We start from the raw sequence: 26,822 nt of genomic DNA, 5'->3' as shown, positions 1-26,822 counted from the left end.
AATTGATGGAATGATATTGCGTCAATGATACGATGGGAATAGTAATAAATAACATATTGTTGACGTGGATAAAAAAAGCCCTAGTATGTAGGGCCTCATAAAGAATAATCATTTAAATTTAATTGAGCTCATTCCAATCGATTATTTTAGGATAGCCACTAACTGTTATACCATTTGCATATGCACTAATTAAAGCTTGATAATTGCTGGTATTCGAAAGCTTAATTGAATTTTTTACATTGTTGGTATCTTCAATTACAATGTCAGCATAATTAGGATAGAAAGCAATCTTATCATTATTGCTCTGAAAGCTAAGTTCACTTTTGAAGTTTACAGAGAAGACTTTATCCTCAGGGTTACCTTCGACATTTCCTTGTCCTATGATTGTAAGATTATTTGCGTTTAGTTGATAGTTATTAACAGTTAATTGTTGTGTTTCTTTTATCTCATTATCAAATGCACTTAATGCCATTTTCTTAATTTGATATTGAGCATTATTATCACTGTATTTGCTGAGAATATTGCCATTATACGTAATGCTGTCATTATTGGGCGAGATGATTTTGAAATTTTTCAGTGTAGTCTCATAGCGTTTTAAATCTTCATAAAGCGTTTCCTTGCTATTTACTAATCCAGAGATGGTTATAACTCTTAGGCGAATTATACCGCTGTTGTCATCCTTAACATAATCCAGAAATTTACACTTATTAAATGTAATGCTTCTATCGCTATTTTTTGTATATGTTCCGTCCGAACATTTAAAGTTGCTGCCAGCATAAATATTGTAATAGAGGCTTTCAGCAAATTCAGTACCTATTAAAAAAATGTTATTTTTCTCTTGAGATAAATTTATTATTGGTTCGTAAATAGATTCGATTGTTTCTGCTCTAGTGTAGTCTACTTTTTCTTTGGTTTGTAAAGAGTTTTCATTGTTGTTACTATCACTCCCACCACCGCAAGCTGTTAATAATACAGTGCTACCACAAAATAATGTTATTAATAATGTATTTTTCATTTCTGCCCTTGATAAAATAATGAAGTAATTAGAATGATCTGTATATTATTTTAATTACTTCATTATAAGAAGTGTTTTATTAAAAATATTTTTAAATTATTCAGGTGGTGTCATACCAAACTGTAAATAAGCCATATTTGTTGCAATACGACCACGTGCAGTACGCATGACATAACCTTGTTGAATTAAGTAAGGTTCGATTACATCTTCAAGTGTTCCGCTATCTTCAGCCATCGCGGCTGCTAAAGCTTCAACACCTGTAGGACGACCTTCAAAACGCTCAAGTAACATACTGAGATAACGGCGGTCTAAAGTATCTAAACCATCTTTATCTACATTCAGCATGTCTAAAGCACGTTGTGCCATATCTTGTGTCACTTCACCTGTGCCTTTCACTTGCGCATAATCTCGAACACGACGTAATAAACGATTGGCAATACGTGGCGTACCACGTGCACGTCTAGCTATTTCAGTTGAACCTGCCTTAGTAATCGGAACATCCATAAGATTTGCCGAACGAGTGACAATATGGGTTAAATCCTCAACAGAATAGAATTCTAAACGCTGAACAATCCCAAAGCGGTCACGTAAAGGTGAGGTGAGTAGACCAGCACGTGTCGTTGCTGCAACTAAAGTGAAAGGTGGTAAATCTAATTTAATTGAACGAGCAGCAGGACCTTCACCAATCATGATATCCAGTTGATAGTCTTCCATCGCTGGATAAAGGATCTCTTCAATGACAGGGGATAGACGATGGATTTCGTCAATAAAGAGAACGTCGCCTTCTTCCAAATTAGTCAGCATCGCCGCTAAATCTCCAGCTCGTTCCAATACAGGACCAGAGGTAGATTTTAAATTACCGCCCATTTCGCGTGCGATAATATTCGCCAATGTGGTTTTACCTAAACCCGGCGGACCAAAAATCAAGGTATGGTCGAGTGCTTCACCACGACCTCGTGCAGCACCAATAAAGATTTCCATTTGCTCACGTACCACAGGCTGACCAATATAGTCTTCAAGAGAGGTTGGGCGAATCGCACGATCAAAATGATCTTCTGGTTTTTCAGAACCACTGATTAAACGGTCTTGCATAATGAGTTCGGTCTATCTTTATTTATTCAATGATTTAAGTGCAGCTCGGATAATATCACTGGCTTCGGTAAAATCTGCTTTAACGGCTTGAATCAATTTCTGTGCTTCAAGTGGTTTGTAGCCCAGTGATTGTAAAGCGGCTTCAGCTTCGGCAACAGCAGAATTTCCAGTGAACTGTATTTGAGCGGACGCTGTATTATTTGAAACGGTAGTGCTTGAAAATGCTTTAAAACGATCACGTAGTTCAATCATTAAACGTTCAGCTGTTTTCGTACCAACTCCTGGGACTTTGACTAGTGTTTTTACATCGCCATGTTCAACAGTATGGATCAGCATGTCCACGCTCAAAGTCGAAAGAATACCGAGCGCCATTTTAGGACCGACACCATTGACCTTGAGTAAAGTACGAAAAATAATTTTCTCTTGTGCATCACTAAAACCATACAGTTGCTGTGCATCTTCACGAACCACCAAATGTGTCCATAAAGTGACTTTCTGTCCTTTTTGTAATTGGCAAAATGTCGAAAGTGGTGTGTCAATTTCATAGCCCACACCGTTTACATTAAGCAATACGGTTGGGGCTTCTAAGGCAAACACTTCGCCAATTAAACATCCGATCATAAAACTTGTTTCACTGTTGTTTTGAAAATTCAAATTAAAAGATAAAGTTCTCTATTTTAAAAGAACCCAACTTTATTTCCTTGTAACTCTTGCGCCAAGCTATAGGCTTGGTGATCTGAGAACTTACTAATAATATCTAGAACTTGCATAATATTATTATAGTGATTGTTTTGCAGATTTACGCCTGAATGTTGCAAAATAGACATCAAACGTTGTTCTTTAAAGCTCAAGGTCTTATGTGGCATGGTTAATGGAATAAAAGCATCCAAAATAGTTTGTAAGCTTTGATGCGCGATTATTTCTAAACCTGATTTCTGAGGATGTTCAAAAATTCGATCTCTGGCAAGATTCTTCGCTGTTTGAATACCTATTTCAATATCGGGTGAGCAATATTGTAAAAGACTGCCTTTAAGCTGACCCGTTAAAATTTCATAATGATGTTTAGCAAAAGCAGTAGTGACTTCATCAACAAGACGTTTCATTACACGCCCACGCAAAGCTGCGACTTTTTGTTGCCATGTGGTATGGGGTAGGTGTAATTCTTCTGGTAGGCCGAAATCGGCAATTAAATTGAGAAAGATCGGCTCAACTTCTTCATAACTGAGCATATTGAGTATGATGCCATCTTCCAAATCAATGAGTGCATAGCACATATCATCTGCAGCTTCTAACAAATAAGTGAGCGGATGACGGCAATAATGATAGTCACCGAGCTGAATAAGACCGAGTTGCTCTGCTAACTGTTTTAAAATTTCTTTTTCAGATTGATAGCAACCAAACTTCGCCCTTTGGTGTGAGGGTGTATCACTTTGTTCTTCAATGGTTTTAGATAGCCATGGATATTTTAAATAAGCTCCGAGTGTGGCACAGGTCAAACGCATGCCACCATCATCAGGATGATAGTCAATCCGACTAAGCAAACGAAGTCCTTGTGCATTGCCTTCGAATTGACGTACATCGGCGGCTTCTTCTGGCGTTAATTGGCTGAGAAAGTCACGATGTGACGCATCATCAAACCATTCTCGAATCGCATATTCACCTGCATGTCCAAAGGGGGGATTACCAATGTCATGCGCTAGACAGGCGGCTTGGATAATCGCACCGACATCTGCTGGGGAGATCCACATCGGTAATTCATCTTTGATTTTTTCTGCGGCCAACATACCTAAAGATCGACCAATACAAGAGACCTCAAGTGAATGGGTTAAGCGCGTATGAATGCCGTCATGTTGTGTAAGTGGATGAACCTGAGTTTTTCTATTTAGCTGACGAAAACTTTGAGAAAATATAATTCTGTCATAATCTTTATGGAAAGGGCTTCGAGCCAATTCTGTACTGCTTTTTTTACTGCCTAAACGAATTGCAGAAAGCAATTCCAACCAACGCATTTGTTCCATTCATCATTATTCACTATGAGTTCAAGATCATCATGCCAAAAAAAAGATTAAAGCACTAGAGTAGTGCGACATAAGTTGTCTTGGATAAGTATGTTGTCGTTTATAGTTTTGTATTCAATCATAATTTAATACATTTGTTGGTTCGCATATGTTGCTTGTATAAGCTGTTGATGGTGGCGTAAAAGAGTCATTTACAGGCAATGATCAATTCTTTTTTCAGTTTGGTATTTCTACAAAAGAAGAATTGTAAACAAGAAATATGATTTATACAGCAGGCTAAATGAATTGTTACGAATAAAGTAAAATGGATAAAGCTACAAGAAATTAAGCCATTTGCAGTAGAAAACTCTGATTTTTAAGATGGATATAGCTAGCTGAAATGAACCTTTCACAGTAGAATATGCGCTCTCTCATAAGTCACATTGTGGTAGGTTCGTTAGACCCGCCCGTGGAGCCAAAGTCAACATGTTTATCGTGGCCGGTGCATCAGCACATTCTTCTTTCAAGAAAGCTCAACTCTTAAACCGATTAACGTCAATGAGTTCTGTTCAATCTTTTGACAGCCAGTGGGTTTATTTGTTTGATCAAGCGCTCAACGAGCAGCAACATCAATCGGCATTACAACTTTTAAACGATGGTCAATCTTTCGAACTTCGCCAAGCTGCAAGTGATGAAATCCAGATTTTAGTCACACCGCGTGTAGGGACAATCTCGCCGTGGTCATCTAAAGCAACCGATATTTTCCAAAACTGTAATACCCCAATTCACCGTTTAGAGCGTGGTCTGCTGTTTACACTGAAAGGTGTGAAAGAGATCTCAAATGAAGTGAAATTGGCTTTACATGACCGTATGACAGAGAGCGTTTTTGCTCAAATTGATGATGCAAAAGCTTTATTCTCAGAAACTTCGCCGAAGCCATTGAACTCAATTGATATCTTGGGTCAAGGAAAAGAAGCGTTAGTTAAAGCCAACAATGAGTTTGGCTTTGCTTTATCTGAGCAAGAAATTGATTACCTCACCGAAGCATTTACCAAGTTGGGTCGTAATCCAAACGACATCGAGTTGATGATGTTTGCACAAGCAAACTCAGAACATTGTCGTCATAAAATCTTTGGTTCTGAATGGACAATTGATGGTGAAAAACAACCATTATCATTGTTCCAAATGATTAAAAATACCTATAAAGAATCTCCGACCGATGTGTTATCGGCATATAAAGATAACGCATCTGTGATCGTGGGTTATGACACCATGCGTTTTTATCCGAAAGCGGATGAAAATGGTCACTTCGTTTATAAATATAAGAGCCAAGCTGCTCATATTTTAATGAAGGTTGAAACACACAACCATCCAACTGCCATTGCTCCATTTGCTGGGGCTGCGACAGGTTCGGGCGGCGAAATCCGTGATGAAGGTGCAACGGGTCGTGGTGGTAAACCAAAAGCAGGTCTAACAGGCTTTACGGTTTCAAACTTAAATATCCCTGGTTTTGAACAACCTTGGGAAGAAAACTATGGTAAACCTTCACGTATGGCATCGCCATTACAAATCATGATTGAAGGTCCATTGGGTGGTGCTGCGTTTAATAACGAATTCGGTCGCCCTGCATTAAATGGTTATTTCCGTACTTTCGAACAGAATGTCAATGGTGATGTGAAAGGCTTCCATAAGCCAATCATGATCGCTGGCGGTTACGGTAACATTCGTCCTGACCACGTTGAAAAAGATGCAATTCAACCGGGTGACTTACTCATCGTGTTGGGTGGCCCTGCAATGTTGATCGGTCTTGGCGGTGGTGCTGCATCATCTGTAGATAGCGGTACCATGGGTGAAAGCTTAGACTTTGCTTCAGTACAACGTGAAAACCCAGAAATGGAACGCCGTTGCCAAGAAGTCATTGATACATGCTGGCGCTTAGAAGACTTTAACCCAATCGTGTCTGTACACGACGTGGGTGCGGGTGGTCTATCAAATGCGATGCCTGAACTAGTGAATGATCACGAGTTAGGTGCTGTATTGAACCTGCGTAAGATTCCATCTTTAGAGCCAGGCATGAGCCCGATGGAAATCTGGTCAAATGAAGCGCAAGAACGTTATGTGTTAGCGATTCGTCCAGAATCTTTAGAACAGTTTGAAGAAATTTGTGCACGTGAGCGTTGTCCGTTTGCAGTACTTGGTGAAGCGACTGAAGCACGTCATTTGACTGTTGAAGATCCATTATTTGAAAACAATGCAGTCGATATCCCAATGCAAGTCATGTTGGGTGGTACACCACGTATGCAACGTTCATATGAAACGATTGAACGTAAAGGTAACGACTTTGATGCATCAAAAGTTGATTTGAAAGATGCGATTTTCCGCGTATTGAAGAATCCAACAGTTGCGTCTAAATCATTCCTGATCACAATTGGTGACCGCTCGATTACAGGTATGGTTGCACGTGATCAAATGGTTGGCCGTTGGCAGGTTCCTGTCGCAGATGCAGCAGTAACGACGACAAGCTTGCAAGGCTTTACAGGTGAAGCTATGGCGATGGGTGAACGTCCACCAGTTGCTTTGTTAAATCCTGCTGCATCAGCGCGTTTAGCCGTTGCTGAAGCGATTACCAATATTGCGTGTGCCAACATCGAACAAATCAGCGATATCAAACTTTCTGCAAACTGGATGGCTGCTGCTGGTCAAAAAGGTGAAGACCAAGCCTTGTTTGAAGGTGTGAAAGCGATTGGTATGGAAATGTGTCCTGCATTGGGTATCGCTATTCCTGTCGGTAAAGACTCACTTTCAATGCGTACCACTTGGAATGATGGCGAAGATAAAGCCGTAACTTCTCCAATGACAGGCGTGATCACTGCGTTTGCACCAGTATTAGATGTACGTAAAACATTAACACCTGAACTGAAAAATTTAGCAGACTCAGTACTTGTACGTATCGATTTATCTAAAGGTCAATTCCGTTTAGGTGGTTCGATCCTTGCGCAAGTATATAAAGCAATCGGTTCTGTTACCCCAGATGTTGATAGTTTTGATGACTTCAAAGCATTCTTTGCCTTGATTCAAGACTGGAACAATCGTGGCGTGATCAAAGCTTACCATGACATTGGTGATGGTGGTCTATTGGCGACTGTTGCTGAAATGATGTTTGCTTCACGCTTAGGTGTTGCTTTAGAAAATCAATCAACTGAAAGTTTATTCGCTGAAGAAATTGGTGCTGTACTACAAATCACAGCGGCTGATTGGGCACAGTTAGAAGTTGAAGTTACGGCATCAAGTTTGAAAGATGCAATTGCAGTTGTTGGTCGTGTCAATACTACGGATCAATTGGCTGTCAATGGTTTGGCTTTAGAGCGTGCTGAATTGCAACAAGCATGGGCTGAAGTATCGCATCAGATCCAACGTTTACGTGATAATGTTGAAACGGCTGATCAAGAGTTTGCTTTAATTGCAGATAAAAACCACAAAGGTTTAATTGCACAACCAACTTATGACCTAAATGAGCCAGTTGAAGCGCCGTTTATCAATACACGTCGTCCAAATATGGCAATTTTGCGTGAGCAAGGTGTAAATGGTCATGTGGAAATGGCTGCTGCTTTTGACAAAGTGGGCTTCAATACCATCGACGTACACATGAGCGACTTGCTTGCAGGTCGTGTGAGCTTAAGTGACTTTGAAGGTTTAGTGGCGTGTGGTGGCTTCTCATACGGTGATGTGATGGGCGCTGGTGGTGGCTGGGCGAAATCAGTATTGTTCAACCCGAAATTACGTGATCAGTTCGAACAATTCTTCCATCGTGAGAGCACTTTCAGCTTAGGCGTATGTAACGGCTGTCAAATGATGTCACAACTTGCACCATTAATTCCAGGTGCAGAGCATTGGGGGCGTTTCCACCGTAATACCTCAGAAGTATTTGAAGCGCGTGCCGTGAACGTTCGCGTAGAAAAATCTGTTTCTGTATTGCTTGAAGATATGCAAGGTTCAATTTTACCGATCGCAGTTGCACACGGTGAAGGTCGTTTGGTTGCAACTGAACAGCAAATTGCTGCTTTAAATGCAGAGAATCAAGTGATCTTGCGTTATGTGGATAGCTTGGGTAACCCAACTCAGCACTATCCGTTGAACCCGAATGGTTCACCTGAGGCGATTACAGGTCAAACTTCTAAAGATGGTCGTGCAACAGTGATGATGCCGCATCCAGAGCGTAACTTCCGTGCCTTACAACATTCATGGAAGCCTGAAGATTGGGCTGAAGATGGTGCTTGGTTACGTATGTTCCGTAATGCACGTAAATTTATTGGTTAATCTAATTTAACGTGTCAAAAAAACCACCTTAAATGCGTTTAAGGTGGTTTTTTTTAAATTAAACAATATAAAAAAAAGGAAAATCAAAATGACATTGTATTATTTAACAGGCGAAGAAATTAAACGTGGGGATATTGTTCTTTATTTAAGTAAAAATGATGAATGTTATGAGTTTGAATCACCAGTAATGAAAGTATGGGATGTTGTAAAAACAAATGCAGGAAAAGTCATTGGTGTGGCATTAATGCATCCTAATGCAGATAATCCTGTAATTTATCCTAGAGTTATTCATACAGATCGACAAAAAGAACAAGCTGAGCGGCCTATTAAATTTGGTGATTTAGAGGGGGCATACACTACAACAGAAACGTTAATTTTGCGTTCGGATGTTTTTCGTTTACTTGGTTTTTTAATGAGAGATGAGCAACTTGAAGAAACAAATGAAAAAAATCATGCTTTTATTGAACAAAAAATTACCCAACTGATTCAGGATAATAATGGGCTTGCTTTATTTTATCAGGCGAAATGTATTGCTTATCCGCAACAAGATTTTGATACTTATTTACAATATCTTGTACAAGCAGCGAAATCCGAATTTACCCCAGCAATTTGCGAATTTGCTTTAGAATTTTTCATTGGTCGTATTATTGAAAAAGACCACCAACGTAGTTTGGGTTTTTATAAGGAAGCTTCTGAGTTGGGGGATTGTGTCGCAAGTTATGAATTGGCAAATCGCTATGCAAATGGAACAGGTACCACACAGGATTTAGCCAAAAGTGTAGAGACCTTAGAGTTAGCAGCGAAACAAGGTAGTTGGCGAGCAAAACTGGCCTTAGGTTCATATTATCGTTTTGGTTGGTTATCGAGTTTTTTAGCACCTCACCATCAAGGTTATCGAGAAATTAACAAAGAAGTCATCAGCCCTGAAAAAGCTTTTTCTCATTACGCTCATATTGTTAATCAAGCACCCAAAACAGAACTCATTGCATTGATGAATGCCCAATATCATTTGGGTTGGATGTACCAAGATGGAATAGGTGTTGAACAGGATTACGAACAAGCTGTTTATTGGTATCAGAAATCGTCGAATCTTGGAAACGTTATTGCGACCAATAATCTTGCTGATAAATATGAGCATGGTTTAGGTATAGAACAAGATTTGGATATCGCTTTTGAATTGTATTCAATAGCAGCCGAAGGCAATGTGGTTGCTGCTCATTTGTCTTTAGGTCGGATGTATTTACAAGGACATGGTGTTGAAAAAGATTTAGATTTAGCTCAAAAACATTTGAAAGAAGTGTTGAGTGCAAATATTGATCAAAACGAAAAAATGCAACAAGAAGCATGGCAATTATTAGAGAGTTTTTCCGAAGATACGATTTTAAAACAAGCTCAAAGAATATTAGCTCACCCACAAAATTATACTAATGAAGAAATTAGAAAAACTGCAAATGATATATACAAACCTTATATTAAGGATGGAGCGAAATTCCGCACCCTGCTTTATGTGGAAATGGCGAAAAGAGGGGATGATGCAGCTCAATCACAAGTTGGAGATTGGTATTTAAAAGGTTGGGGCACGGAAATTAATTATGAGCAAGCCTATTATTGGGTGAGTAAAGCGATGGGACAAGACAATTGGTATGCCTATTATCAGATGGGTTACTTTTATGAAAATGGTATTATTGTTGAGCAGAATTTAGAATATGCTCAAGAGCTATATGAAGCATCTTTAAAGGATACCCAACTTTTTCCTAAAACAATCAATGGTAAGCCAAATCCTGAATATGAAAAATTTTATCGCCTTTCTAATAAAGAGGCTCTCGCAGGTTTAGAGCGAATTCAAAAGTTAATACGTGAGCAAACACCCAAGTGGATGTTCTGGAAAAGATAATAGACATTTTACTATGAAATAATGATGTTTGATGATGCTGTAATACACCTGAATTTATTGGTTAATTAAGCATCAATTGTTGAAAATGCCACTTTTTTAGTGGCATTTTTTTTGACAAGTTATAGATTTTATAGAGAAATAAACTATACAAATCAATTAAATTTAAGTTATTGATAATAAATATTTTTTTATTAATAAATTGTTTTAATAAGATTTAGGTGTGATATTCTTACTCTATTCGTGAGGGGGAATAAAACAATGAAAAAAATACTGATCTTATCTATTCTATTAACAGGGTGTTCAACAGCTTATCAGCCTCATGCTCTGTTAGGACAACAGGGTTTTGCCGAAACTCAATTATCCCAAAATCATTTCAGAGTGACATTTAAAGGAAACGAAAAAACATCGCAAGAACGTGCAAGTGATTTTGCATTGTTGAGAGCTTCTGAGCTAATGATTGCGGGAGGATGCACGAATTTTAAAGTGTTAAATTCTGCGAATGAAAATATAGGAAGTCTCGCATTTCCTCAGTCACATAAAGTGAATGCGTTTTCAAGTTCAATAGAAAATCGTATCCTTGGAAATAGTGATGGCTCATCTAAGCTATATTCTCCAAAATCTACAATCGAAGTGGGATGTGCTACAGAAACTACTAGTGCGGAAAGTAAAATATATGCTTCAGCTTCTGTTAATGAATCAATTAAGCATAAGTATCAAATTGGAATAAAATAAATAGATCTAAATTATTCATACTTACTTGCAGAAACTGCTTTTTTAAAGATTAAATAAGGTGTATTAGAAGATCGTAGGATAGATCTTTGTGCTGTTTGATATGAATCAATTGAATAAGCCGCCGAAAGGTGGTTTATTTGCTTGGATGATCCAAAAATCACTTTATAAAGTTGAACGAGAATAACAATGAAATCAAAAATCCATTTCCATGAGTTCGCCTTATTAATGGCATTGTTGATGTCAATTGTTTCTTTTTCGATTGATGCAGTGTTACCTGCTCTAGGTGAAATTGGAAAAATTTTTAGACTGCAAAATAGCAATCAGGCACAGTGGGTCATCATCGGTATTTTTTCAGGTATGACGATTGGGCAATTGATTGCAGGCCCATTGTCCGATGCGATTGGACGCAAACGGATTTTATTTACGGGAATCGTGATTTACTTTTTAGGAAGTTTGTTGTGTTATTCAACACAAAGTTTTGAATGGTTCTTTGTCGGGCGTTTTATTCAAGGGATTGGTGTTTCTGGGCCCTATGTGGCTTCGATTTCTATCGTGCGAGATAAATATAGTGGTGCACAAATGGCACGTATCATGTCTTTGATCATGATGGTATTTATGGTAGCACCTGCTGTTGCACCGAGTTTGGGGCAACTGATTATTCACGTCTTTGGTTGGCGTGATATTTTTGTTTTATATATGGTTTATGCCATTGTTGTTGGTGCATGGGTGGCTTTGCGTTTGGAAGAAACGCTCGTCCCTGAAAATCGTTTGCCCATGCGTGTTCAAGCATTCAAAGACGGTTTTAAGGAGGTTGTCAGTAATAAAACTACAATGAGCTATCTATTGTGTGCTGGTTTTTGTTTTGGTGGGTTTATTGGTTATTTAGGAACTTCACAGCAAATATTTATGCAGCAATTTGGTAAAACAGGACAGGAGTTTAGTGCTTATTTTGCTGTGTTAGCAGGCGTGATGGGCATCGCTTCCTTTACCAATTCTAGAATTGTGATGAAGTTTGGTATGCGCCCCATCTGTATTTATGGTTTTCTAGGGTTAAGTTTAATTTCGTTAACGTTCTTGATCATTCAACTTGTGGGTGTGCCAGTTTCGTTTTGGATGTTTATGCTATATGCCTGTATTCTATTTTTATTGTTTGGGACGTTATTTGGCAATTTAAATGCGATTGCAATGGAACCCATGGGTCATGTCGCAGGAATGGCTTCGGCGATTATTGGCGCATCTTCATCTGTGCTCTCATTGATTCTCGCCTCGATCATTGGGCAACTTTATGATGGTACATTGATTCCAATGACCTGTGGTTTTGTGATTTTGTGTGGTTTGGCTTTTGCAATGACCTTGTATGAGAAGAAACATTTAAGAAATAAAAAAGGTATTGGCATGTAATAAAAAGCTGGTTTGTAGGAAACAATAAATATAGATATTTTGATTATTTTAAATAAAAGCCATTATTAAATGGCTTTTACCTAAATCAGTTTATTTGATTTAAGATTCTTGATGTTTTAAGAGCATCGGATGTTTATACATTACATCGGTACGCAGTACATATTTCTGACCTGAAAGCACAGGTGCTCCCTCATGCAATTGTTGATGCTCAAAGACTAGAATCTGTCCAAGTTTTGGTTGAACACTCACGATTTGAGTTTCCTTACAAGGTTTCAGCATACCACTATCACGGTAAAACACCGTTTCTCCACCAGTAAAATCTTCACTTAGGTAGATCAATAAAGTCAGTTGACTACTATGCCAATCATTCACTTCATAAATCCCATCCCAATGTGGTCTAAATGTTTCGCCATTTTCATAACGATAAAAACGAAAACGTTCATTTAAGCCACTTAATGTCCAACCATTCAATTGCTCAGGCAAGAGATGTTTGAGTTTGGAAAATAGTGTTTCGGCAAGCTGAATATCATCATAAATGACTCGTTTATTATTTCTTACATTAGTAAGAACGTGACGAGCTGAGTTTACGAATATATCTGCTGTTTCATAATGATATTGATGACTAAGTTCGATGAATGAGAGACATTCTTGATTTGAAAAGACATCATCTACAGTAAAAATTAAAGGTGAGTTCTGATGTATTTTTCGTTTTTCTTGTTGTAGAAAAAGAGTTTGGGTGGAAGTTATCCCATTTTGAAGACCTATCATGTTGAGTTGGAAAGTGGTTATTTTAGCACCATGATGATTTTTATTTCTATGTTTTTAAGTGGTGTATTTTTTGCTTTATTAAATCTGTAGAAAACTAAAAATTTGGAGCACCCTATGATGAAAAGTGAAAATTATCTAAGAACACTATATACAAAAGACAAAGGTTGGTTTTGGTTTGGCTTAACGGTTGCCATCCAAGTTGTATTCATTATTGTCAGTTACCTAGTGATGAATATTTCACTTTGATTTTTAGGCTTTTTTAGCGCTATGATTTCTGATCTGATCATCTAGTGTTTGAGTCATTTCAATAATGCTAAAACTTATTTATTACGTTCCAGACTCTCATCTAGAGTCAACCAAACTTGCTATTTTTGAAGCAGGAGCAGGTGGTATTGGTAATTATGAACATTGTGCTTGGCAAGTGAGAGGAATAGGGCAATTTAAGCCAGTTAAAAGTGCAAATCCATTTTTAGGGCAATTAGATGAACTAGAGCAACTTGAAGAGTGGCGTGTAGAAACCATTGTGCCTGAAGAAAAAGCCAGTGATGTGGCGAAGGCATTAAAGGCAAGCCATCCTTATGAAGAGCCTGCCTTTGAGTTTATCCAAATATTAGATATTGAATAATTTAAACTTTTTGAATAAATAAATCACGGTCAAAACGATATTGTGGGAAGAACACGCCATCATCGGCGCGTTCACCTGCGCCAATCACCATCACAGGATATTGTTGATCATTTAGCTTTAAAATTTTACGTACTAAAGGTTCATCAAAACCTTCCATCATACAACTATCAAAACCATAGGCACGTAGCGCCAATACTAGGTTTTCACAAGCAAGCGCTGTGGTTTTAGTTGCCCATAATTTGGCATCGGCAGGGTTAAATGCAGTCACAGGAAGTTGTTTATCAAGTGTACGGGCTACTTTAAATGCAACTTTTTTGAAGTTACCTAATGCATTGAAATAACCTGTTTTATAGTTGTAGGGAATAAAGCGGTAATACTTTTGAACCGCTGGTGGTGCTTCTGGAAAAGGAAACTCGGTGATATTTAGTTTTGCCATTTCATCAACACGATCTGTTCTAGCGACACATACGATCAATTCTGATGCAGTTTTAGCGGCAAGTTGTCCTAAACACGCTTTGACTAGTTGCTTTTTCTTACTCGGATTTTGTACTACATAGAATGTCCAAGGTTGTAAGTTTGATGAGTTGGGTGCAAGCAGTGCTAAATCTAAACATTCATCTAAAATCTCACTTGGAATAGGTTTATCAGTGAACTTACGTACTGAACGACGGCTTTCAATGACTTTACGGAAATTGGCAACATCAATATCTTGAGGGGCAGGTTCGTAGTAGCGTTTTTTTTCGGTTTGATTTTGTTCAGACATGAGAATAAATGTTCCTATAAGTTTGTTGTTAATATTGGGACGTTAAATAAAAAAACCACCCAGTTTTGACTAAGTGGTTTGTATAAAAACAGTGAAATGTATTAATTGAACTGTGAGAAGTCAGGCTTACGTTTTTGCATAAATGCTTGTACAGCTTCCATCATTTCAGGTGAGCGTACACGCTGCATAAAGATTTCAGCTTCTTCATCGACACAAGCAATAATTTCAGCTAAGTCTTTTTTCATTAACGCTTTACTTTGTTTTAGAGATGCTAAAGGTAATGCTGCTAAATGTTGAGCTGTTTTTTGAGCTGTTGCATGAACATCATCAACTACATCATTCACTAGATTTGCTTTCACAGCTGTTGCAGCATCAAATTTCTTCGCTGTGAATAATAATTCAGCCGCTTTTTGATAACCTGCTTGCTTCACCAATAAACGACTCGCAGCACCTTCTGGAGAAAGACCTAGGCTTACGAATGGAATTTGGAATAGGGCAGTATTGTCTGCAAATACGATATCAGCATGTAATAAGATCGTTACACCGATCCCGATCGCTACGCCTTTCACTCCAATAATCAGTGGCTTAGAAAAACGAGCCGCAGCTTTTAATAATACAAATGGAGGTTGATCACCCGCTTTGCCTTCATATGGCTTTTGCATAAAGCCCATGAAGTCTTTCATGTCATTACCCGCAGTAAAATCTTGTTCTGCACCACGGAAAATAACAACACGTACATCTTTATTTGTATCAGCTTCATCTAATGCTTTTGCAATCCATAGATAAAGTTCGCCGTAAAGTGCATTTTTTGCTTCTGAACGGTTAATGGCTAAGGTGAGTACGCCATCTTCTAAATTTGCTTGCAAATGTTGATGAGGTTGTTGAATACAGCTAAGTGTCATCGTACTATCCTTGCTTTAATCCAGATTGATTTTTTAAGTGCTCTCATTATGTCGCATATTTGCGTTACATAGTGCAACTGATGAGTTCACAAAAAGTGAAATTACGCCTATGTACACATTTGACTATCTTGTTTTTATTGGACGCTTTCAGCCCTTTCATTTAGCGCATCTACAAACGATTGAAATTGCGTTACAGCAAAGTCAGAACGTGATCTTGGCATTGGGTTCAGCGCAATCAGAACGGAATATCAAAAATCCATTTTTAGCCCATGAACGTGAGCAAATGATTCTGTCTAATTTTTCAGAAGATGATCAGAAACGGATTCATTTCGTGCATGTGGTTGATGTATATAATGATGAAAAATGGGTCAAACAAGTCAAAACATTGGTCAATCAAGTAGTTCAGCCAAATGCAAAAGTAGGTTTAATTGGTCATTTCAAAGATGAATCTTCGTATTATTTAGCTTTATTTCCAGAATGGGAAATGGTTGAGTTGGATAGTTTAAAAGATTCGATTTCAGCTACGCCTATGCGAGAAACCTATTATCGAGGGGAAATTCAAACTGACTTTTTCCCAAAAGGCACGATTGAATTTCTGACTGAATTTAAAAATACAGAAGTTTATGCAGAGTTGCAGCGTAAATATTTTGCGGGTGATAAAAGTAATTTGGATGAATGTTTTTAAGATTTTAGTTCTTTAAGCAGAAAATCGATGAAAACACGAATATGGAAAGATTCGTGTTTTTTTGATGGATAAAGTAAAGAAAATGGGCGTGCAGTGCCTGAAAATTCCGTAAGGACTTCAATCAAATCTCCATTTTTAAGCTCTTTTTCTACAATGAAACGATAGGTCTGTAATAAACCAGTGCTATGTTTTGCCAGTGTAACAGTACCTAAAATATCATCTAAGCAACGAATATTTCCGGCACTTTGATACTCAATCAACTGTTGATTCGATTTAAATAGCCATGGAACATTTTTCCCGGTACTGGGTAGAACAAATTGAATGCATTGATGATGCTGTAAATCTTCAAGGCTTTGCGGTGTTCCGAATTGTTTTAAATACTCAGGCGACGCCACTACAATCAGTTCAGCCTGTTCTAGTTGTCGTGCAATCAAATTTGAATCAGCAAATTGTCGTCCACGAATCGCCAGATCATATCCTTCTGCTATAAAGTCCACATTTTTATTGGTGAGTTGAACATCTACTTTGATGCTTGGATATTGCTGTGAAAATTTTGCCAATAAAGGCAGGATGCGATAGTGTCCATAAGGTGTTGGAACACTGATACGAATTAAACCAGAGGGTTGTTGTGTTTGATTTTTGAGTTGCTGTTCTGCTTCTAAAATTTGATTCAGCGCTTGTTTACATTCATCAAAATAGATTTTTCCTTGCGCAGTTAAACGGACTTGTCGAGTTGTTCTTACAAATAATGGGGTCGCCAAATGCTTCTCTAATCGAGCAATGGAGCGACTGACCGCTGCTGGACTTACACCCGCATGCAGTGCTGCTTTGGAAAAGCTTTCATATTCTGCTACTAAGCAAAACAATTCGACACTACTAAACATCATCCGCTTTAGGGGGGGATTCATTCATTACACCATGTAAAAAATGATTTGAGTTGTAAGCTATTTAAGCACATAAAAGTAAACAATAAGATGATTCCCATACCTTGTATGGAGTTATTTTTATGAAATTGTTCTATTCACTAAATGCTTGTTCTTTAGCCCCTCATATTGTTTTAAGAGAGCTTGGGCTTCCATTTGAATTAATCAAAGTCGATTTGCAACAGCATTTAACTGAACTGGGTGAGGACTTTTATCGACTCAATAAAAAAGGACAAGTACCTCTATTGCAGCTTGATGATGATTCTTTTTTAACGGAAGGTGCTGTGATCAGTCAGTTTCTTGTTGATCAAGTGGGACGTAAGGATTTATTAGCTGAAATAAACACCGTAGAGCGTTATCAGACTCTTTCATGGATGAATTTTATTGCTTCAGAAATTCATAAAGCATATTCACCATTTTTCCATGAATCCTATGGCGAAGAATCTAAAACTATCTTTAGTACGATTTTAAATAAACACTATGCGTGGGTTGATCAACAGTTAGATGGGCAAAACTATTTAACGGGAAGTAACTTTACCATTGCTGATATTTATCTATTTGTGGTGACACGCTGGGCTGACTTTATTGGTCTTGATCTTGGGCATTTTATTCATTTAAAAGCTTTTATGCAGCGAATTGCTCGTCGTCAAACAGTTCAAGATGCGATAGCAGCCGAAGCATCTTAGTATTTTGCTATTTATAAAATTATAAAAGGAGATCCCGATGCCTTATATTTTAATTCAAATCACTAAAGAAAATGTCTCTACAGCACAGAAACAACAGTTGATTCAGGAAGCTACAGATTTAGTTGTTCGGGTGCTTGATAAAGACCCTGCAACTACATTTGTGGTGATTGATGAAATTGAAACTGATAATTGGGGCGTTGCAGGTGAATCTGTTTCTGCAATACGGAACAGACAAAGATGAGGGATATAAAATGCTAAATAATCCGATAACTAAGATTCAGCAGCAACTCGAAAAATACTTTGATGGTTTGTACTTTTGTGATGTTGATAAATTGCAGGACGTATTTCATTCCGATGCAATTTATATCAACGCAACGGATGAGCCTATGCTTAAGTTAGATATGGATACTTATTTCTCTATTGTGGAAAAGCGTATTTCACCCGCATCTCAAAATCAATTAAGACAAGATAAGGTTATTGCGATCAATTTGATTCATGATCAGTTAGCGATGGTACATGTTGAATGTGTGATTGAACCTAAATATTTTTATGATGCACTGACATTGGTACAAATGCAGGGTGAGTGGAAAATTATTTCTAAAGTCTTTCATTATCAACTTTTAGCGGACTAATTAAGCATCTTCCCAAAAGATAATTCGATTGGAAAAGGGATCAGTTACACTTAGTTCTAAAGTTTCCCAATCTGTTTTTTCAACTTGAGGTTTAGCGAACTTATAATCCTTAACCTCAAGTTCATATTTTAACAAACTCAGATTTTCCCAGTAAATACGAATTGCGCTATGCGGACTCGCATCACCAAAATGTTCAGATAAATGAAGAATACAATCATCTTTGGAAATTTGTAGATAAACAGGGAAGTTATCCCCAAATGTGTGTTGCCAGTCGATTTGAAAGCCTAGGTAGTCAAGATAAAATGATTGTGCGAGTTCAATATCAAAGATACGAAAAATAGGGATGATTGAACCATTTTGCATGTTTATTCCTTATTAACGAACACCAAACTGTTGAGTCCAGTAACTCTTTTGTTTGGCGGTATGATCTAATGTACAAGCCACTGCGTAATCTGTAAATTTTGGGTGCATTAAATTACTACAATGCACAGGGCTGGCAAGCCATACTGCCATGACTTCATTTAAGCTTTTTTGTCCTCGTGCGACATTCTCACCACCACCACGACCTTTGAAGCCATATTGTTTTAAACGTGCTTTTAAATCTAATCCTGTTGTGCTGATATGCCCGAGAAAGGCATGATTTGCCATATCTTCAGCGTGAGCAAACGCACTGTGATATAGGTGTTGATTCCATTTTAATGGAGCAGCAGCGGGGAAATATTGTTGACCACATTGGCGCGAATGTTGTCGAATCTCATTAATCGCATTCATGATCATTTGTTGATAAGCAGGATTTTGTATATCTTGGCAACGGATTTCTGTTGTTGCAATTTGAATCTGTGGTACAGAGACTAAGTTTTCTTCAGTCGTTGCGGTTTGTGGCGCATTAGCATTACAAGCAGAGAGTATAAAAAATAAAGGAAACAAATAAAGTGGGCTGCGATAATTCATTGTAAATATCTTTAATTATTTTAATCTTTTTATCATACGCTAAGGTGTAAGCAGCGGGCAATTTACCCATAACAAAAAAGCGAGTACACAACTCGCTTTTTTGTTACTCAACATTATGAAGTGCCTTGCAATACTTTTAGATCTTCCAATACTTGTTCAGCATGACCAGCAGCTTTAACTTTACGATAGCTTTTTACTAATTGTTTGTTGTGAAAAATAAAAGTTGAACGTTCAATGCCCATGACTTGTTTGCCATACATATTTTTTTCTTTGATGACATCAAAATGTTTGCATAACACTTCTTCTTTATCACTAATTAAATCAATTGTGAGCGCTTGTTTTTCAGTAAAGTTTTGATGAGCTTTAACTGAATCTCTTGATACTCCAATAATTTGACAATTTAAGGCATCAAACTGATCTTTTAAGCAAGAAAATCCAACAGCTTGAGTCGTACAACCAGGGGTTGAATCTTTAGGATAGAAATAAATGACAAGCCATTCGCTGCCTAACTCAGCAAGATTGACTTCACCTTGTGTAGTTGGAAAAGTATGATTCGGTAATTCAATATTCTCGGACATTTTTATTCCTTCCATAAAGCTAAGCATGATCTAGTTCAAGTGGTAAAAAAGCATATTCTTCATGATAAACAATATCTCTTTGTCTTACAGGAATTGCTTTGTTAAAAATTGGCCCATCTATAACAGTAGTATGAAATTCACCACCTTCTCCACATGGGTCTATCCCGCGATTTTCTAATTCTTGAATATAGTCGAGAGTGAGAATTTTACCCAGATCTTCTACTTTCATGCCTAGTTTAAGATTAACTGTCACGACGATACTGCGAAATCCTAAGCGAATAAACTCCTCAACTACTTCACGGTGAGGACGTAACCAAAGGGGCATACCCAATTTAAGCCCAACATGTTGAGTTATACGATCATGCCAACAACCATGTTGTGGCATATCTAAATCACCTGTGACTAGCACTTCAGCACCTTGCTGTTTCGCTTGTTGTAAAAGCTCAATAAATTTACTTTCGTAATCGGCCCAACTTGAAGAAGTCATAAATACAGGTAAACCAATCGCATCTGCTTGTGATTGAATAATATCGAGTGGCATTGCGTGTGAACGAGAGCGTTGACCTTGTTCTTCTAGCATTACAATTAGTCCAATCACACTGCCAGATTGCATAGCATGGTATAAAGCAAGGGAGCTGTCTTTGCCACCGCTAAAAGAGACAATCGAGTGTCTTTGATTGGCATTAGTTTTCCATTGGTCTTGCATAATATAATTCAATCGATTCAAAATAAAAGAAATTTTAGCAGAACTCATAAAAAAGCCTGCATCAATGCAGGCTGTGGGGGCTTAACTCAAAGTTAAGACTTTGGTGCTTGTTGTTGAGTTGCTTTCATCGCTTCTTCAGTTAACTTTTCAAGTTTAGATACCAGTGGTGCACCTAAGCAAGCTTGTAATTCTTTATTTTGTTGCTGTACAAATGCTAAAGAACTTGGACTTTTCTTCGCATTGATTGCGCTTTTTATTTCCCATTTTTGAGCTTCTGTTACTTTACCTTGGGCTTCAATATTACAACTACAAAACTTATTCACTTCTGCCGCTGTTAATTTACCTGTTTTGGTATATTGCTCTTTGCATGCATTAATTAATGCTGCTTTTATATTGGTACTTTTAGCTACAGCTTGGAGTGGATTCTCATCTGCAGCATGAGTTGCAGTTGCAAGTAGGGCAGCCGCTGACATCATTGTAGAAAGAATAAGATTTGATTTTAAAAACTTCATATATTGTACCTAATGATTGCCCTATATCATCTATTCGGTATAGCGTGTAGGGTCCGCAATACCTGCTTCGATAAAACCTTGTTGGCGTAAACGGCAACTGTCGCATTTGCCACACGCACGTCCTTGAGCATCTGCCTGATAGCAGGATACTGTTTGGCTATAGTCTACGCCATGTTCGATGCCTAAGCGTATAATATTCGCTTTGGATAAATGTAACAAAGGTGTTTCAATTTTAAGGGTTTTTCCTTCCACGCCTGCCTTTGTTGCCAAACGTGCAAGATTGGCAAAAGCGTCAATAAATTCTGGGCGACAATCTGGATATCCTGAATAATCAACAGCATTGATACCAATCACAATGGCTTGAGCGTCAAAAACTTCTGCTGCTGCAAGGGCATATGAAAGGAAAATGGTGTTACGCGCTGGAACATAAGTTACAGGAATCCCTTCTTGTAATTGTTCAGGTACATCAATGTTATGATCTGTAAGCGCAGAGCCGCCTAAATTGCCTAAATCAATATTAATTACACGATGTTCTACACCTGCACGTTGTGCAAGTGCTTTGGCTGCATCAAGTTCGGTCGTTGAGCGTTGCCCATACATAAAGCTTAATGCAATACAATCATAATTTGCTTGTGCCCAAGCAAGACACGTTGTTGAGTCTAAGCCGCCAGACAATAATACGATGGCACGAGAACGCATATTATTTTCCATGATTCAACCTAAAAATAAATTTGATAAAAGCCGATCTATTTTGCAGAACGGATTGTTTAGTATTTTAACGACCAGATTCATCATTCCATAACAGTTTATGCAACTGTAATTGAAAGCGAACAGGGAGATGGTCATCTAAAATCCACTGTGCTAAATCGCGAGCCAAAACAGGCAATCCAACAGCACCTTTTTCGATAGCAAAGGCTGGTGAGAACCATACCGTACTTACTTTATTGTGCAACTGGAATTGTTCAAGTTGCTGTTTTGACCACTCATAGTCAGCACGATTACAAATCACAAATTTAATCTGATCGTGTTGAGTTAAATAGTCGATATTGGTAAATAAATTACGATGGTCTTCTTTTGACGTTGGTGTTTTCAAATCCAACACTTTGGAAACACGAGGGTCAACTTTCGATACATCTAAAGCACCGCTGGTTTCAAGTGAAACTTCAAATCCAAGATCACAAAGACGTTGTAATAAAATCAGACAGTTTGGTTGTGCAAGCGGTTCGCCACCTGTCACACAGATATAAGGTGTTTTATGTTGGCTTGCTGTTTCGATAATCTGTTCAAGGGATAAACGTTCACCACCTTCAAAGGAATAAGTCGTATCACAATAACTGCAACGTAAAGGACAACCCGTTAAACGAATAAAAACGGTCGGTAAACCAAAAGTATTCGCTTCGCCTTGCAAAGAATAGAAGATCTCGGTAATACGTAAACCAGCCGCAGGATCAGACACAGGAATTGCAGAAGAACGTAAGGAAGCCATAAATAGTTACCACAAGACAATTGCTACATAAGCAGCAAGTACATAAAAAACAAAATCTCTACGACCATAGCTGATCGTAGAGACGAGGAGCAATGAAACTCCGAGAAACGTTATAAATTAGTCTGCACGTAATAAATCGTTCAAGCTAGTTTTTGCACGTGTTTTCGCATCTACTTTTTTCACAATAATTGCAGCATAAAGGCTGTAAGTACCACATTTCGATGGAAGGCTACCTGCAACAACGACTGAACCTGCTGGTACGCGACCGTAGTGAATCTCACCTGTTTCACGATCAAAGATTTTAGTTGATTGACCAATGAATACACCCATTGAAATCACTGAACCTTCTTCAACAATCACGCCTTCAACGATTTCTGAACGAGCACCAATGAAGCAGTTGTCTTCAATAATCGTTGGATTTGCTTGTAATGGTTCTAGTACACCGCCGATACCAACACCACCAGATAAATGAACGTTTTTACCGATTTGAGCACACGAACCCACAGTTGCCCATGTATCAACCATGGTACCTTCATCTACATAAGCACCAATATTGACATACGATGGCATCAATACGACATTTTTCGCTTGGAAGCTACCACGACGAGCAACAGCAGGTGGTACAACACGGACACCAGCAGCCTTAAATTGTTCTTCAGTCCAACCTGAATATTTTGTTGCAACCTTGTCATAAAACTGTAGATCACATGCTTCGATTGGCTGGTTGTCATTCAGTTTGAATGAAAGTAAAACCGCTTTTTTTAGCCATTGGTGAACAACCCACTCACCATCGATTTTTTCAGCGACACGAAGTGTACCATTGTCTAAACCTGTTAGCGCTTCTTCAACAGCTTGACGAATTTCAGTAGGGCAATCTGCTGCACTGTAGTTTGCACGGTCTTCAAAGGCTTGTTCAATGATTGTAGAAAGCTGAGACATGATCTTCATTCTTCCAAAAAATAAATTTCCGAGATTTTACACTAATTTGACACAAGAATCTTTGAAAAAAGTCGTTACAATAAATTGTTTTAAATATAAGCAATAAGATTGTAATAAACTCGGAGTGTATTGTTTTTTATCCATAATTTATGAATACACAATTACTCTGAATTTGTATCAAAAAATAACAAAAAGTAATCAGTTTCTGTATAAAAAAATAGCGTTCACTCTATTAAGATGTGATTACACAAACAATTATATGTAAAAGAGTAGTTTTTGAGGAGACATCAATGAAAGCTTTGCGTGTTGTGTTAGCAGCGAGTGTTTTAACAGCAATTGCAGGTTCTACATTTGCAGCTGATGAGCAAGTTGTGAAGGAATCAGTTTATGCATTCCCTTCTTATTTAAATCCAGTCTCAGTTCGTGCTGAGGTCGGTACTACAGGTTATGGTGGTGCGATTTCTTATCGTGTTAATCCATATGTAGGTTTAAGCCTTGGTTACAATGGTGGTGATATTTCATGGTCTGACAATTTGAAAATTGACGGTACCAAATATGATATGGATATGGATAACAACAACACATATCTTAATGCAGAGATTTATCCCTGGGGTGCTAGTCAAAATGCATTCGCACGTTCACTTTATGTAGCTGCTGGTGTTGCTTACTTGGATAATGAATATGGTTTGACAAAAAATGTTGGTAGCAATAGTTTAGTAAAAGTTAATGGTGAGCGATTCACTACAACTTCTACTCAAAGCGCCAAAATTGATGGTACGATGAACTACGATAATAATATCTCACCATATTTAGGCTTTGGTTTAAATGCACCAGTATATAAAAATATTGGTTTATTTGGTGAGGTAGGTGCTTATTACACAGGCAATCCAACAGTTAGCTTAAAAACATCTGGTGATGATCAAATCATTGGTAGCAATGGTAATACATTAGAAAGTGCTGTTGAAAAAGAGCAACGTAATATTGAAAACAAAAGTAAGTATGAGTGGATGCCAGTGGCTAAAGTGGGTGTGAGCTTTAAGTTCTAATCCACGAATTCTGCATAAAAAAAACGAGCTTTAAGCTCGTTTTTTTATGCTCAAATTTTAGGTCAAAATAAATGGCTAATAGTAGTAAAGCCATTCATTTTTTTGATTTATTCTTCGGGATAAGCCACTTTTTTAAGTTCTTTGATGTTTGTTTTTGGAGAACATAAAGAAATAAATTCATAACCATAGCCACGTAAAAGATGCCCTTTACGCACAGCAATCCATGTTGTATTCACTCCAAAAACATCAGTTTTTAATTGTTCTAAGCGATAATCTTTGTCTGTGTCATAAGCGACATCATTGACAATACCAACCCCCATATTGAGTTCTACATAAGTTTTAATGACATCGGCATCCAAAGCGGACATCACGATATCAGCATGTAGATGAGCATCTTCAAATGCTTTATCGATTTTAGAACGCCCAGTAAAGCCGCCATGATATGTAATCAATGGATATTCGGCTAATACATCTAAACTAATTTTATCTAACTTAGTCAAAGGGTGATCTTTAGGTGTAATGATACTATGATGCCATTCATAATAAGGTACGCTTGCTAAGTTCTCTTCCGTCGTCAAAGATTCAGTTGCGATACCAATATCTGCTTCACCTTGGAGTAGCATTTCTGCGATTTCAACAGGACTCGCTTGTTGTAAAACCAAATGTACTTTTGGAAATAATTTTTTAAATTGATTCACAATCGGTGGAAGAACATACCGTGCTTGGGTATGTGTTGTTGCAATTGTTAAAGTGCCTTCATCAACTTTATTAAAGTCATCAGCAAGACGTTTAATATTATCAGCATCGACTAACATCCGTTCCACGATGCTTAATAACGATTGACCTGGTTCAGTCAAACCGAGTAAGCGTTTACCTTTACGTACAAAGAGTTGTACACCTAACTCATCTTCTAAATCTTTAATGTGCTTACTGACACCAGATTGGGAGGTATAAAGTGCCGCAGAAGCTTCAGTTAAATTAAAGTTTTGGCGAACAGTTTCTCGAATAATTCTGAGTTGTTGAAAGTTCATAATAATTTTTCCACATAAAAGATGAGGAACGATCAAATTTATTTAACCGCCCTCAAGATATTATTCTAAGCAACTTGAGTCGTTTGGTCTGCAAATAAATGAAGTTGAGCAGCACTAATCCAGACTGTTTGATTCGGTCTAAATTGATGTAAATTTGCTTCCTCTACACTAAGTAAAATCTCAATGGTACGTCCACTGCGATCTTGTAATTCCGCAATCACTTTGCCCGCAATCCAGACCTCACGTATAAACGTTGCCTCAATCGTATTCGCTTGGGGACGGGTATGAATATGTAATTCATTTGGTCGTGCAAATGCAATCACTTTTCCTTGCGGTGCTTCTAATGAGGTTGGTAGTTGGATTCGATCATCACCAATGCGGATGATACCGCTAGTATGTTCGCCTTCAAAACGATTTGCTTGACCTAAGAAATCAAAAACAAACGGTGTTGCTGGTTTTTCATAAACTTCACGAGGTGAACCAATTTGTTCAACATCACCTTTATTCATGACAATAATTTGGTCTGCGACTTCCAAAGCCTCTTCTTGGTCATGTGTAACAAAAATAGATGTGATATGTAGTTCATCATGTAAGGTTCGTAACCAACGGCGTAATTCTTTACGAACTTTGGCATCAAGTGCACCGAAAGGCTCATCAAGTAATAAAACACGTGGTTCTACTGCAAGGGCGCGTGCTAGTGCAATACGTTGACGTTGTCCACCTGAAAGTTGAGCAGGGTAACGATCAGCTAAGAAACCCAGTTGAACCAAATCTAATAAGCGCGTGACACGTTTTTTAATTTCTGCTTCTGATGGACGAGTTGCACGTGGGCGAACGCGCAAACCAAAAGCGATATTATCAAACACAGTCATATGGCGGAATAAGGCATAGTGCTGAAATACAAAACCGACTTGACGTTCACGAACATGGATATTGGTCGCATCTTCGCCTTCAAGTAAAACTTGACCATTATCAGCAGATTCTAAACCCGCAATGATGCGTAATAATGTTGTTTTTCCACAGCCTGAAGGACCAAGCAAAGCAACTAATTCACCTTCAGGAAAGTCTAAAGAGATATTTTTGAGTGCATGGAATGCACCGAAGTGTTTTTCAATATTTTTAACTTGAATACTCATGTGTT

Annotated in this window: 29 protein-coding genes; 11 read left to right on the top strand and 18 right to left on the bottom strand. The window is 38.0% G+C overall.

Annotated elements, in window-relative coordinates; translation table 11 throughout:
• Window positions 1-118: 118 nt before the first annotated feature.
• The 4 genes from AC0JIQ_RS11070 to AC0JIQ_RS11055 all read right to left on the bottom strand — a co-directional run bounded on the left by AC0JIQ_RS11070 (window position 119) and on the right by AC0JIQ_RS11055 (window position 4,125).
• Window positions 119-1,015, bottom strand: a complete 897-nt coding sequence (locus AC0JIQ_RS11070; RefSeq protein ID WP_474201677.1) for a hypothetical protein — start codon at window positions 1,013-1,015, stop codon at window positions 119-121.
• Between the two features lie 96 nt (window positions 1,016-1,111).
• Window positions 1,112-2,107, bottom strand: a complete 996-nt coding sequence (ruvB, locus tag AC0JIQ_RS11065; protein ID WP_250748398.1) for a Holliday junction branch migration DNA helicase RuvB — start codon at window positions 2,105-2,107, stop codon at window positions 1,112-1,114.
• Between the two features lie 18 nt (window positions 2,108-2,125).
• Window positions 2,126-2,728 carry a Holliday junction branch migration protein RuvA gene (gene ruvA, locus AC0JIQ_RS11060; RefSeq protein ID WP_004661171.1) on the bottom strand — a complete coding sequence of 201 codons (603 nt, stop codon included), beginning with the start codon at window positions 2,726-2,728 and terminating at the stop codon, window positions 2,126-2,128.
• A gap of 56 nt (window positions 2,729-2,784) precedes the next feature.
• A complete protein-coding gene (locus AC0JIQ_RS11055) occupies window positions 2,785-4,125 on the bottom strand; it encodes a deoxyguanosinetriphosphate triphosphohydrolase (RefSeq protein WP_474201676.1) in 1,341 nt (446 codons plus the stop codon).
• 465 nt (window positions 4,126-4,590) lie between these two features.
• Here AC0JIQ_RS11055 and purL point away from each other — a divergent pair, with 465 nt between their 5' ends.
• From purL to AC0JIQ_RS11035, 4 genes are all read left to right on the top strand, one after another.
• Window positions 4,591-8,421 carry a phosphoribosylformylglycinamidine synthase gene (gene purL, locus AC0JIQ_RS11050; RefSeq protein WP_474201675.1) on the top strand — a complete coding sequence of 1,277 codons (3,831 nt, stop codon included), beginning with the start codon at window positions 4,591-4,593 and terminating at the stop codon, window positions 8,419-8,421.
• 88 nt (window positions 8,422-8,509) lie between these two features.
• Complete coding sequence (locus tag AC0JIQ_RS11045) at window positions 8,510-10,315, top strand: tetratricopeptide repeat protein (protein WP_474201674.1); 1,806 nt, start codon at window positions 8,510-8,512, stop codon at window positions 10,313-10,315.
• Window positions 10,316-10,573: 258 nt separating this feature from the next.
• Window positions 10,574-11,047, top strand: coding sequence for a CC0125/CC1285 family lipoprotein (locus AC0JIQ_RS11040; protein WP_474201673.1), 474 nt, complete (start codon window positions 10,574-10,576; stop codon window positions 11,045-11,047).
• A 186-nt stretch (window positions 11,048-11,233) separates the two neighbouring features.
• A complete protein-coding gene (locus AC0JIQ_RS11035) occupies window positions 11,234-12,448 on the top strand; it encodes a multidrug effflux MFS transporter (protein ID WP_474201672.1) in 1,215 nt (404 codons plus the stop codon).
• A gap of 99 nt (window positions 12,449-12,547) precedes the next feature.
• On the opposite strand, the gene AC0JIQ_RS11030 is transcribed toward AC0JIQ_RS11035, so the two are convergent.
• Window positions 12,548-13,216 carry a 2OG-Fe(II) oxygenase gene (locus AC0JIQ_RS11030; protein ID WP_474201671.1) on the bottom strand — a complete coding sequence of 223 codons (669 nt, stop codon included), beginning with the start codon at window positions 13,214-13,216 and terminating at the stop codon, window positions 12,548-12,550.
• Window positions 13,217-13,330: 114 nt separating this feature from the next.
• Here AC0JIQ_RS11030 and AC0JIQ_RS11025 point away from each other — a divergent pair, with 114 nt between their 5' ends.
• Window positions 13,331-13,462, top strand: a complete 132-nt coding sequence (locus tag AC0JIQ_RS11025) for a KGW motif small protein (RefSeq protein WP_474201670.1) — start codon at window positions 13,331-13,333, stop codon at window positions 13,460-13,462.
• Window positions 13,463-13,526: 64 nt separating this feature from the next.
• Window positions 13,527-13,841 (top strand): NGG1p interacting factor NIF3, encoded by a 315-nt coding sequence (locus tag AC0JIQ_RS11020; protein ID WP_474201669.1) that lies wholly within the window; start codon window positions 13,527-13,529, stop codon window positions 13,839-13,841.
• Window position 13,842: 1 nt separating this feature from the next.
• Here the strand turns inward: AC0JIQ_RS11020 and AC0JIQ_RS11015 are convergent, their stop codons facing one another.
• Together AC0JIQ_RS11015 and AC0JIQ_RS11010 are read right to left on the bottom strand one after the other, a co-directional pair.
• The gene (locus tag AC0JIQ_RS11015; RefSeq protein WP_474201668.1) at window positions 13,843-14,604 is read right to left on the bottom strand and encodes a nitroreductase family protein; all 762 of its coding nucleotides are present in this window, start codon (window positions 14,602-14,604) and stop codon (window positions 13,843-13,845) included.
• Window positions 14,605-14,705: 101 nt separating this feature from the next.
• The gene (locus AC0JIQ_RS11010; protein WP_474201667.1) at window positions 14,706-15,506 is read right to left on the bottom strand and encodes an enoyl-CoA hydratase-related protein; all 801 of its coding nucleotides are present in this window, start codon (window positions 15,504-15,506) and stop codon (window positions 14,706-14,708) included.
• 109 nt (window positions 15,507-15,615) lie between these two features.
• On the opposite strand from AC0JIQ_RS11010, the gene AC0JIQ_RS11005 reads away from it, so the two are divergent.
• The gene (locus AC0JIQ_RS11005) at window positions 15,616-16,191 is read left to right on the top strand and encodes a nicotinate-nicotinamide nucleotide adenylyltransferase (RefSeq protein WP_474201666.1); all 576 of its coding nucleotides are present in this window, start codon (window positions 15,616-15,618) and stop codon (window positions 16,189-16,191) included.
• On the opposite strand, the gene AC0JIQ_RS11000 is transcribed toward AC0JIQ_RS11005, so the two are convergent.
• Window positions 16,188-17,099, bottom strand: a complete 912-nt coding sequence (locus tag AC0JIQ_RS11000) for a LysR family transcriptional regulator (protein ID WP_474201665.1) — start codon at window positions 17,097-17,099, stop codon at window positions 16,188-16,190. The genes AC0JIQ_RS11005 and AC0JIQ_RS11000 overlap by 4 nt on opposite strands.
• Before the next feature lie 98 nt (window positions 17,100-17,197).
• Between AC0JIQ_RS11000 and gstA the strand changes: the two genes are divergently transcribed.
• Genes gstA through AC0JIQ_RS10985 form a run of 3 tightly spaced genes read left to right on the top strand, consistent with a single transcriptional unit; the run spans window position 17,198 to window position 18,432 of the window.
• Entirely contained in the window at window positions 17,198-17,800 is a 603-nt protein-coding gene (gstA, locus tag AC0JIQ_RS10995; RefSeq protein WP_474201664.1) for a glutathione transferase GstA, read from the top strand.
• A 37-nt stretch (window positions 17,801-17,837) separates the two neighbouring features.
• On the top strand, window positions 17,838-18,041 hold the full coding sequence (locus AC0JIQ_RS10990; protein ID WP_474201663.1) for a tautomerase family protein: 204 nt from the start codon (window positions 17,838-17,840) through the stop codon (window positions 18,039-18,041).
• A gap of 10 nt (window positions 18,042-18,051) precedes the next feature.
• Window positions 18,052-18,432 carry a nuclear transport factor 2 family protein gene (locus tag AC0JIQ_RS10985; RefSeq protein WP_474201662.1) on the top strand — a complete coding sequence of 127 codons (381 nt, stop codon included), beginning with the start codon at window positions 18,052-18,054 and terminating at the stop codon, window positions 18,430-18,432.
• Here AC0JIQ_RS10985 and AC0JIQ_RS10980 read toward each other — a convergent pair whose 3' ends face one another.
• The 8 genes from AC0JIQ_RS10980 to dapD all read right to left on the bottom strand — a co-directional run bounded on the left by AC0JIQ_RS10980 (window position 18,433) and on the right by dapD (window position 23,604).
• Window positions 18,433-18,795 carry a glyoxalase superfamily protein gene (locus tag AC0JIQ_RS10980; protein ID WP_474201661.1) on the bottom strand — a complete coding sequence of 121 codons (363 nt, stop codon included), beginning with the start codon at window positions 18,793-18,795 and terminating at the stop codon, window positions 18,433-18,435.
• 12 nt (window positions 18,796-18,807) lie between these two features.
• The gene (locus AC0JIQ_RS10975) at window positions 18,808-19,383 is read right to left on the bottom strand and encodes a CAP domain-containing protein (RefSeq protein WP_346511080.1); all 576 of its coding nucleotides are present in this window, start codon (window positions 19,381-19,383) and stop codon (window positions 18,808-18,810) included.
• A gap of 113 nt (window positions 19,384-19,496) precedes the next feature.
• Entirely contained in the window at window positions 19,497-19,961 is a 465-nt protein-coding gene (locus tag AC0JIQ_RS10970; protein ID WP_474201660.1) for a peroxiredoxin, read from the bottom strand.
• Between the two features lie 19 nt (window positions 19,962-19,980).
• Window positions 19,981-20,667 carry a Dph6-related ATP pyrophosphatase gene (locus AC0JIQ_RS10965; RefSeq protein ID WP_474203256.1) on the bottom strand — a complete coding sequence of 229 codons (687 nt, stop codon included), beginning with the start codon at window positions 20,665-20,667 and terminating at the stop codon, window positions 19,981-19,983.
• 92 nt (window positions 20,668-20,759) lie between these two features.
• Window positions 20,760-21,179, bottom strand: coding sequence for a hypothetical protein (locus AC0JIQ_RS10960; RefSeq protein ID WP_241307277.1), 420 nt, complete (start codon window positions 21,177-21,179; stop codon window positions 20,760-20,762).
• A 30-nt stretch (window positions 21,180-21,209) separates the two neighbouring features.
• Window positions 21,210-21,878 carry a 7-cyano-7-deazaguanine synthase QueC gene (queC, locus tag AC0JIQ_RS10955; protein WP_474203255.1) on the bottom strand — a complete coding sequence of 223 codons (669 nt, stop codon included), beginning with the start codon at window positions 21,876-21,878 and terminating at the stop codon, window positions 21,210-21,212.
• 76 nt (window positions 21,879-21,954) lie between these two features.
• Entirely contained in the window at window positions 21,955-22,665 is a 711-nt protein-coding gene (gene queE / locus AC0JIQ_RS10950) for a 7-carboxy-7-deazaguanine synthase QueE (RefSeq protein ID WP_474201659.1), read from the bottom strand.
• 117 nt (window positions 22,666-22,782) lie between these two features.
• Complete coding sequence (dapD, locus tag AC0JIQ_RS10945; RefSeq protein ID WP_004661218.1) at window positions 22,783-23,604, bottom strand: 2,3,4,5-tetrahydropyridine-2,6-dicarboxylate N-succinyltransferase; 822 nt, start codon at window positions 23,602-23,604, stop codon at window positions 22,783-22,785.
• A 290-nt stretch (window positions 23,605-23,894) separates the two neighbouring features.
• Here dapD and carO point away from each other — a divergent pair, with 290 nt between their 5' ends.
• The gene (carO, locus tag AC0JIQ_RS10940) at window positions 23,895-24,650 is read left to right on the top strand and encodes an ornithine uptake porin CarO type 5 (RefSeq protein WP_005215268.1); all 756 of its coding nucleotides are present in this window, start codon (window positions 23,895-23,897) and stop codon (window positions 24,648-24,650) included.
• A 107-nt stretch (window positions 24,651-24,757) separates the two neighbouring features.
• Here the strand turns inward: carO and AC0JIQ_RS10935 are convergent, their stop codons facing one another.
• Both AC0JIQ_RS10935 and AC0JIQ_RS10930 read right to left on the bottom strand, forming a co-directional pair.
• Window positions 24,758-25,681 (bottom strand): CysB family HTH-type transcriptional regulator, encoded by a 924-nt coding sequence (locus AC0JIQ_RS10935; protein ID WP_004661220.1) that lies wholly within the window; start codon window positions 25,679-25,681, stop codon window positions 24,758-24,760.
• A gap of 65 nt (window positions 25,682-25,746) precedes the next feature.
• Window positions 25,747-26,817 carry a sulfate/molybdate ABC transporter ATP-binding protein gene (locus tag AC0JIQ_RS10930; protein WP_005215270.1) on the bottom strand — a complete coding sequence of 357 codons (1,071 nt, stop codon included), beginning with the start codon at window positions 26,815-26,817 and terminating at the stop codon, window positions 25,747-25,749.
• Window positions 26,818-26,822 lie beyond the last annotated feature (5 nt).

Source organism: Acinetobacter sp. FB, assembly GCF_056033405.1.
This window is presented reverse-complemented; position numbering and strand designations above follow the sequence as displayed.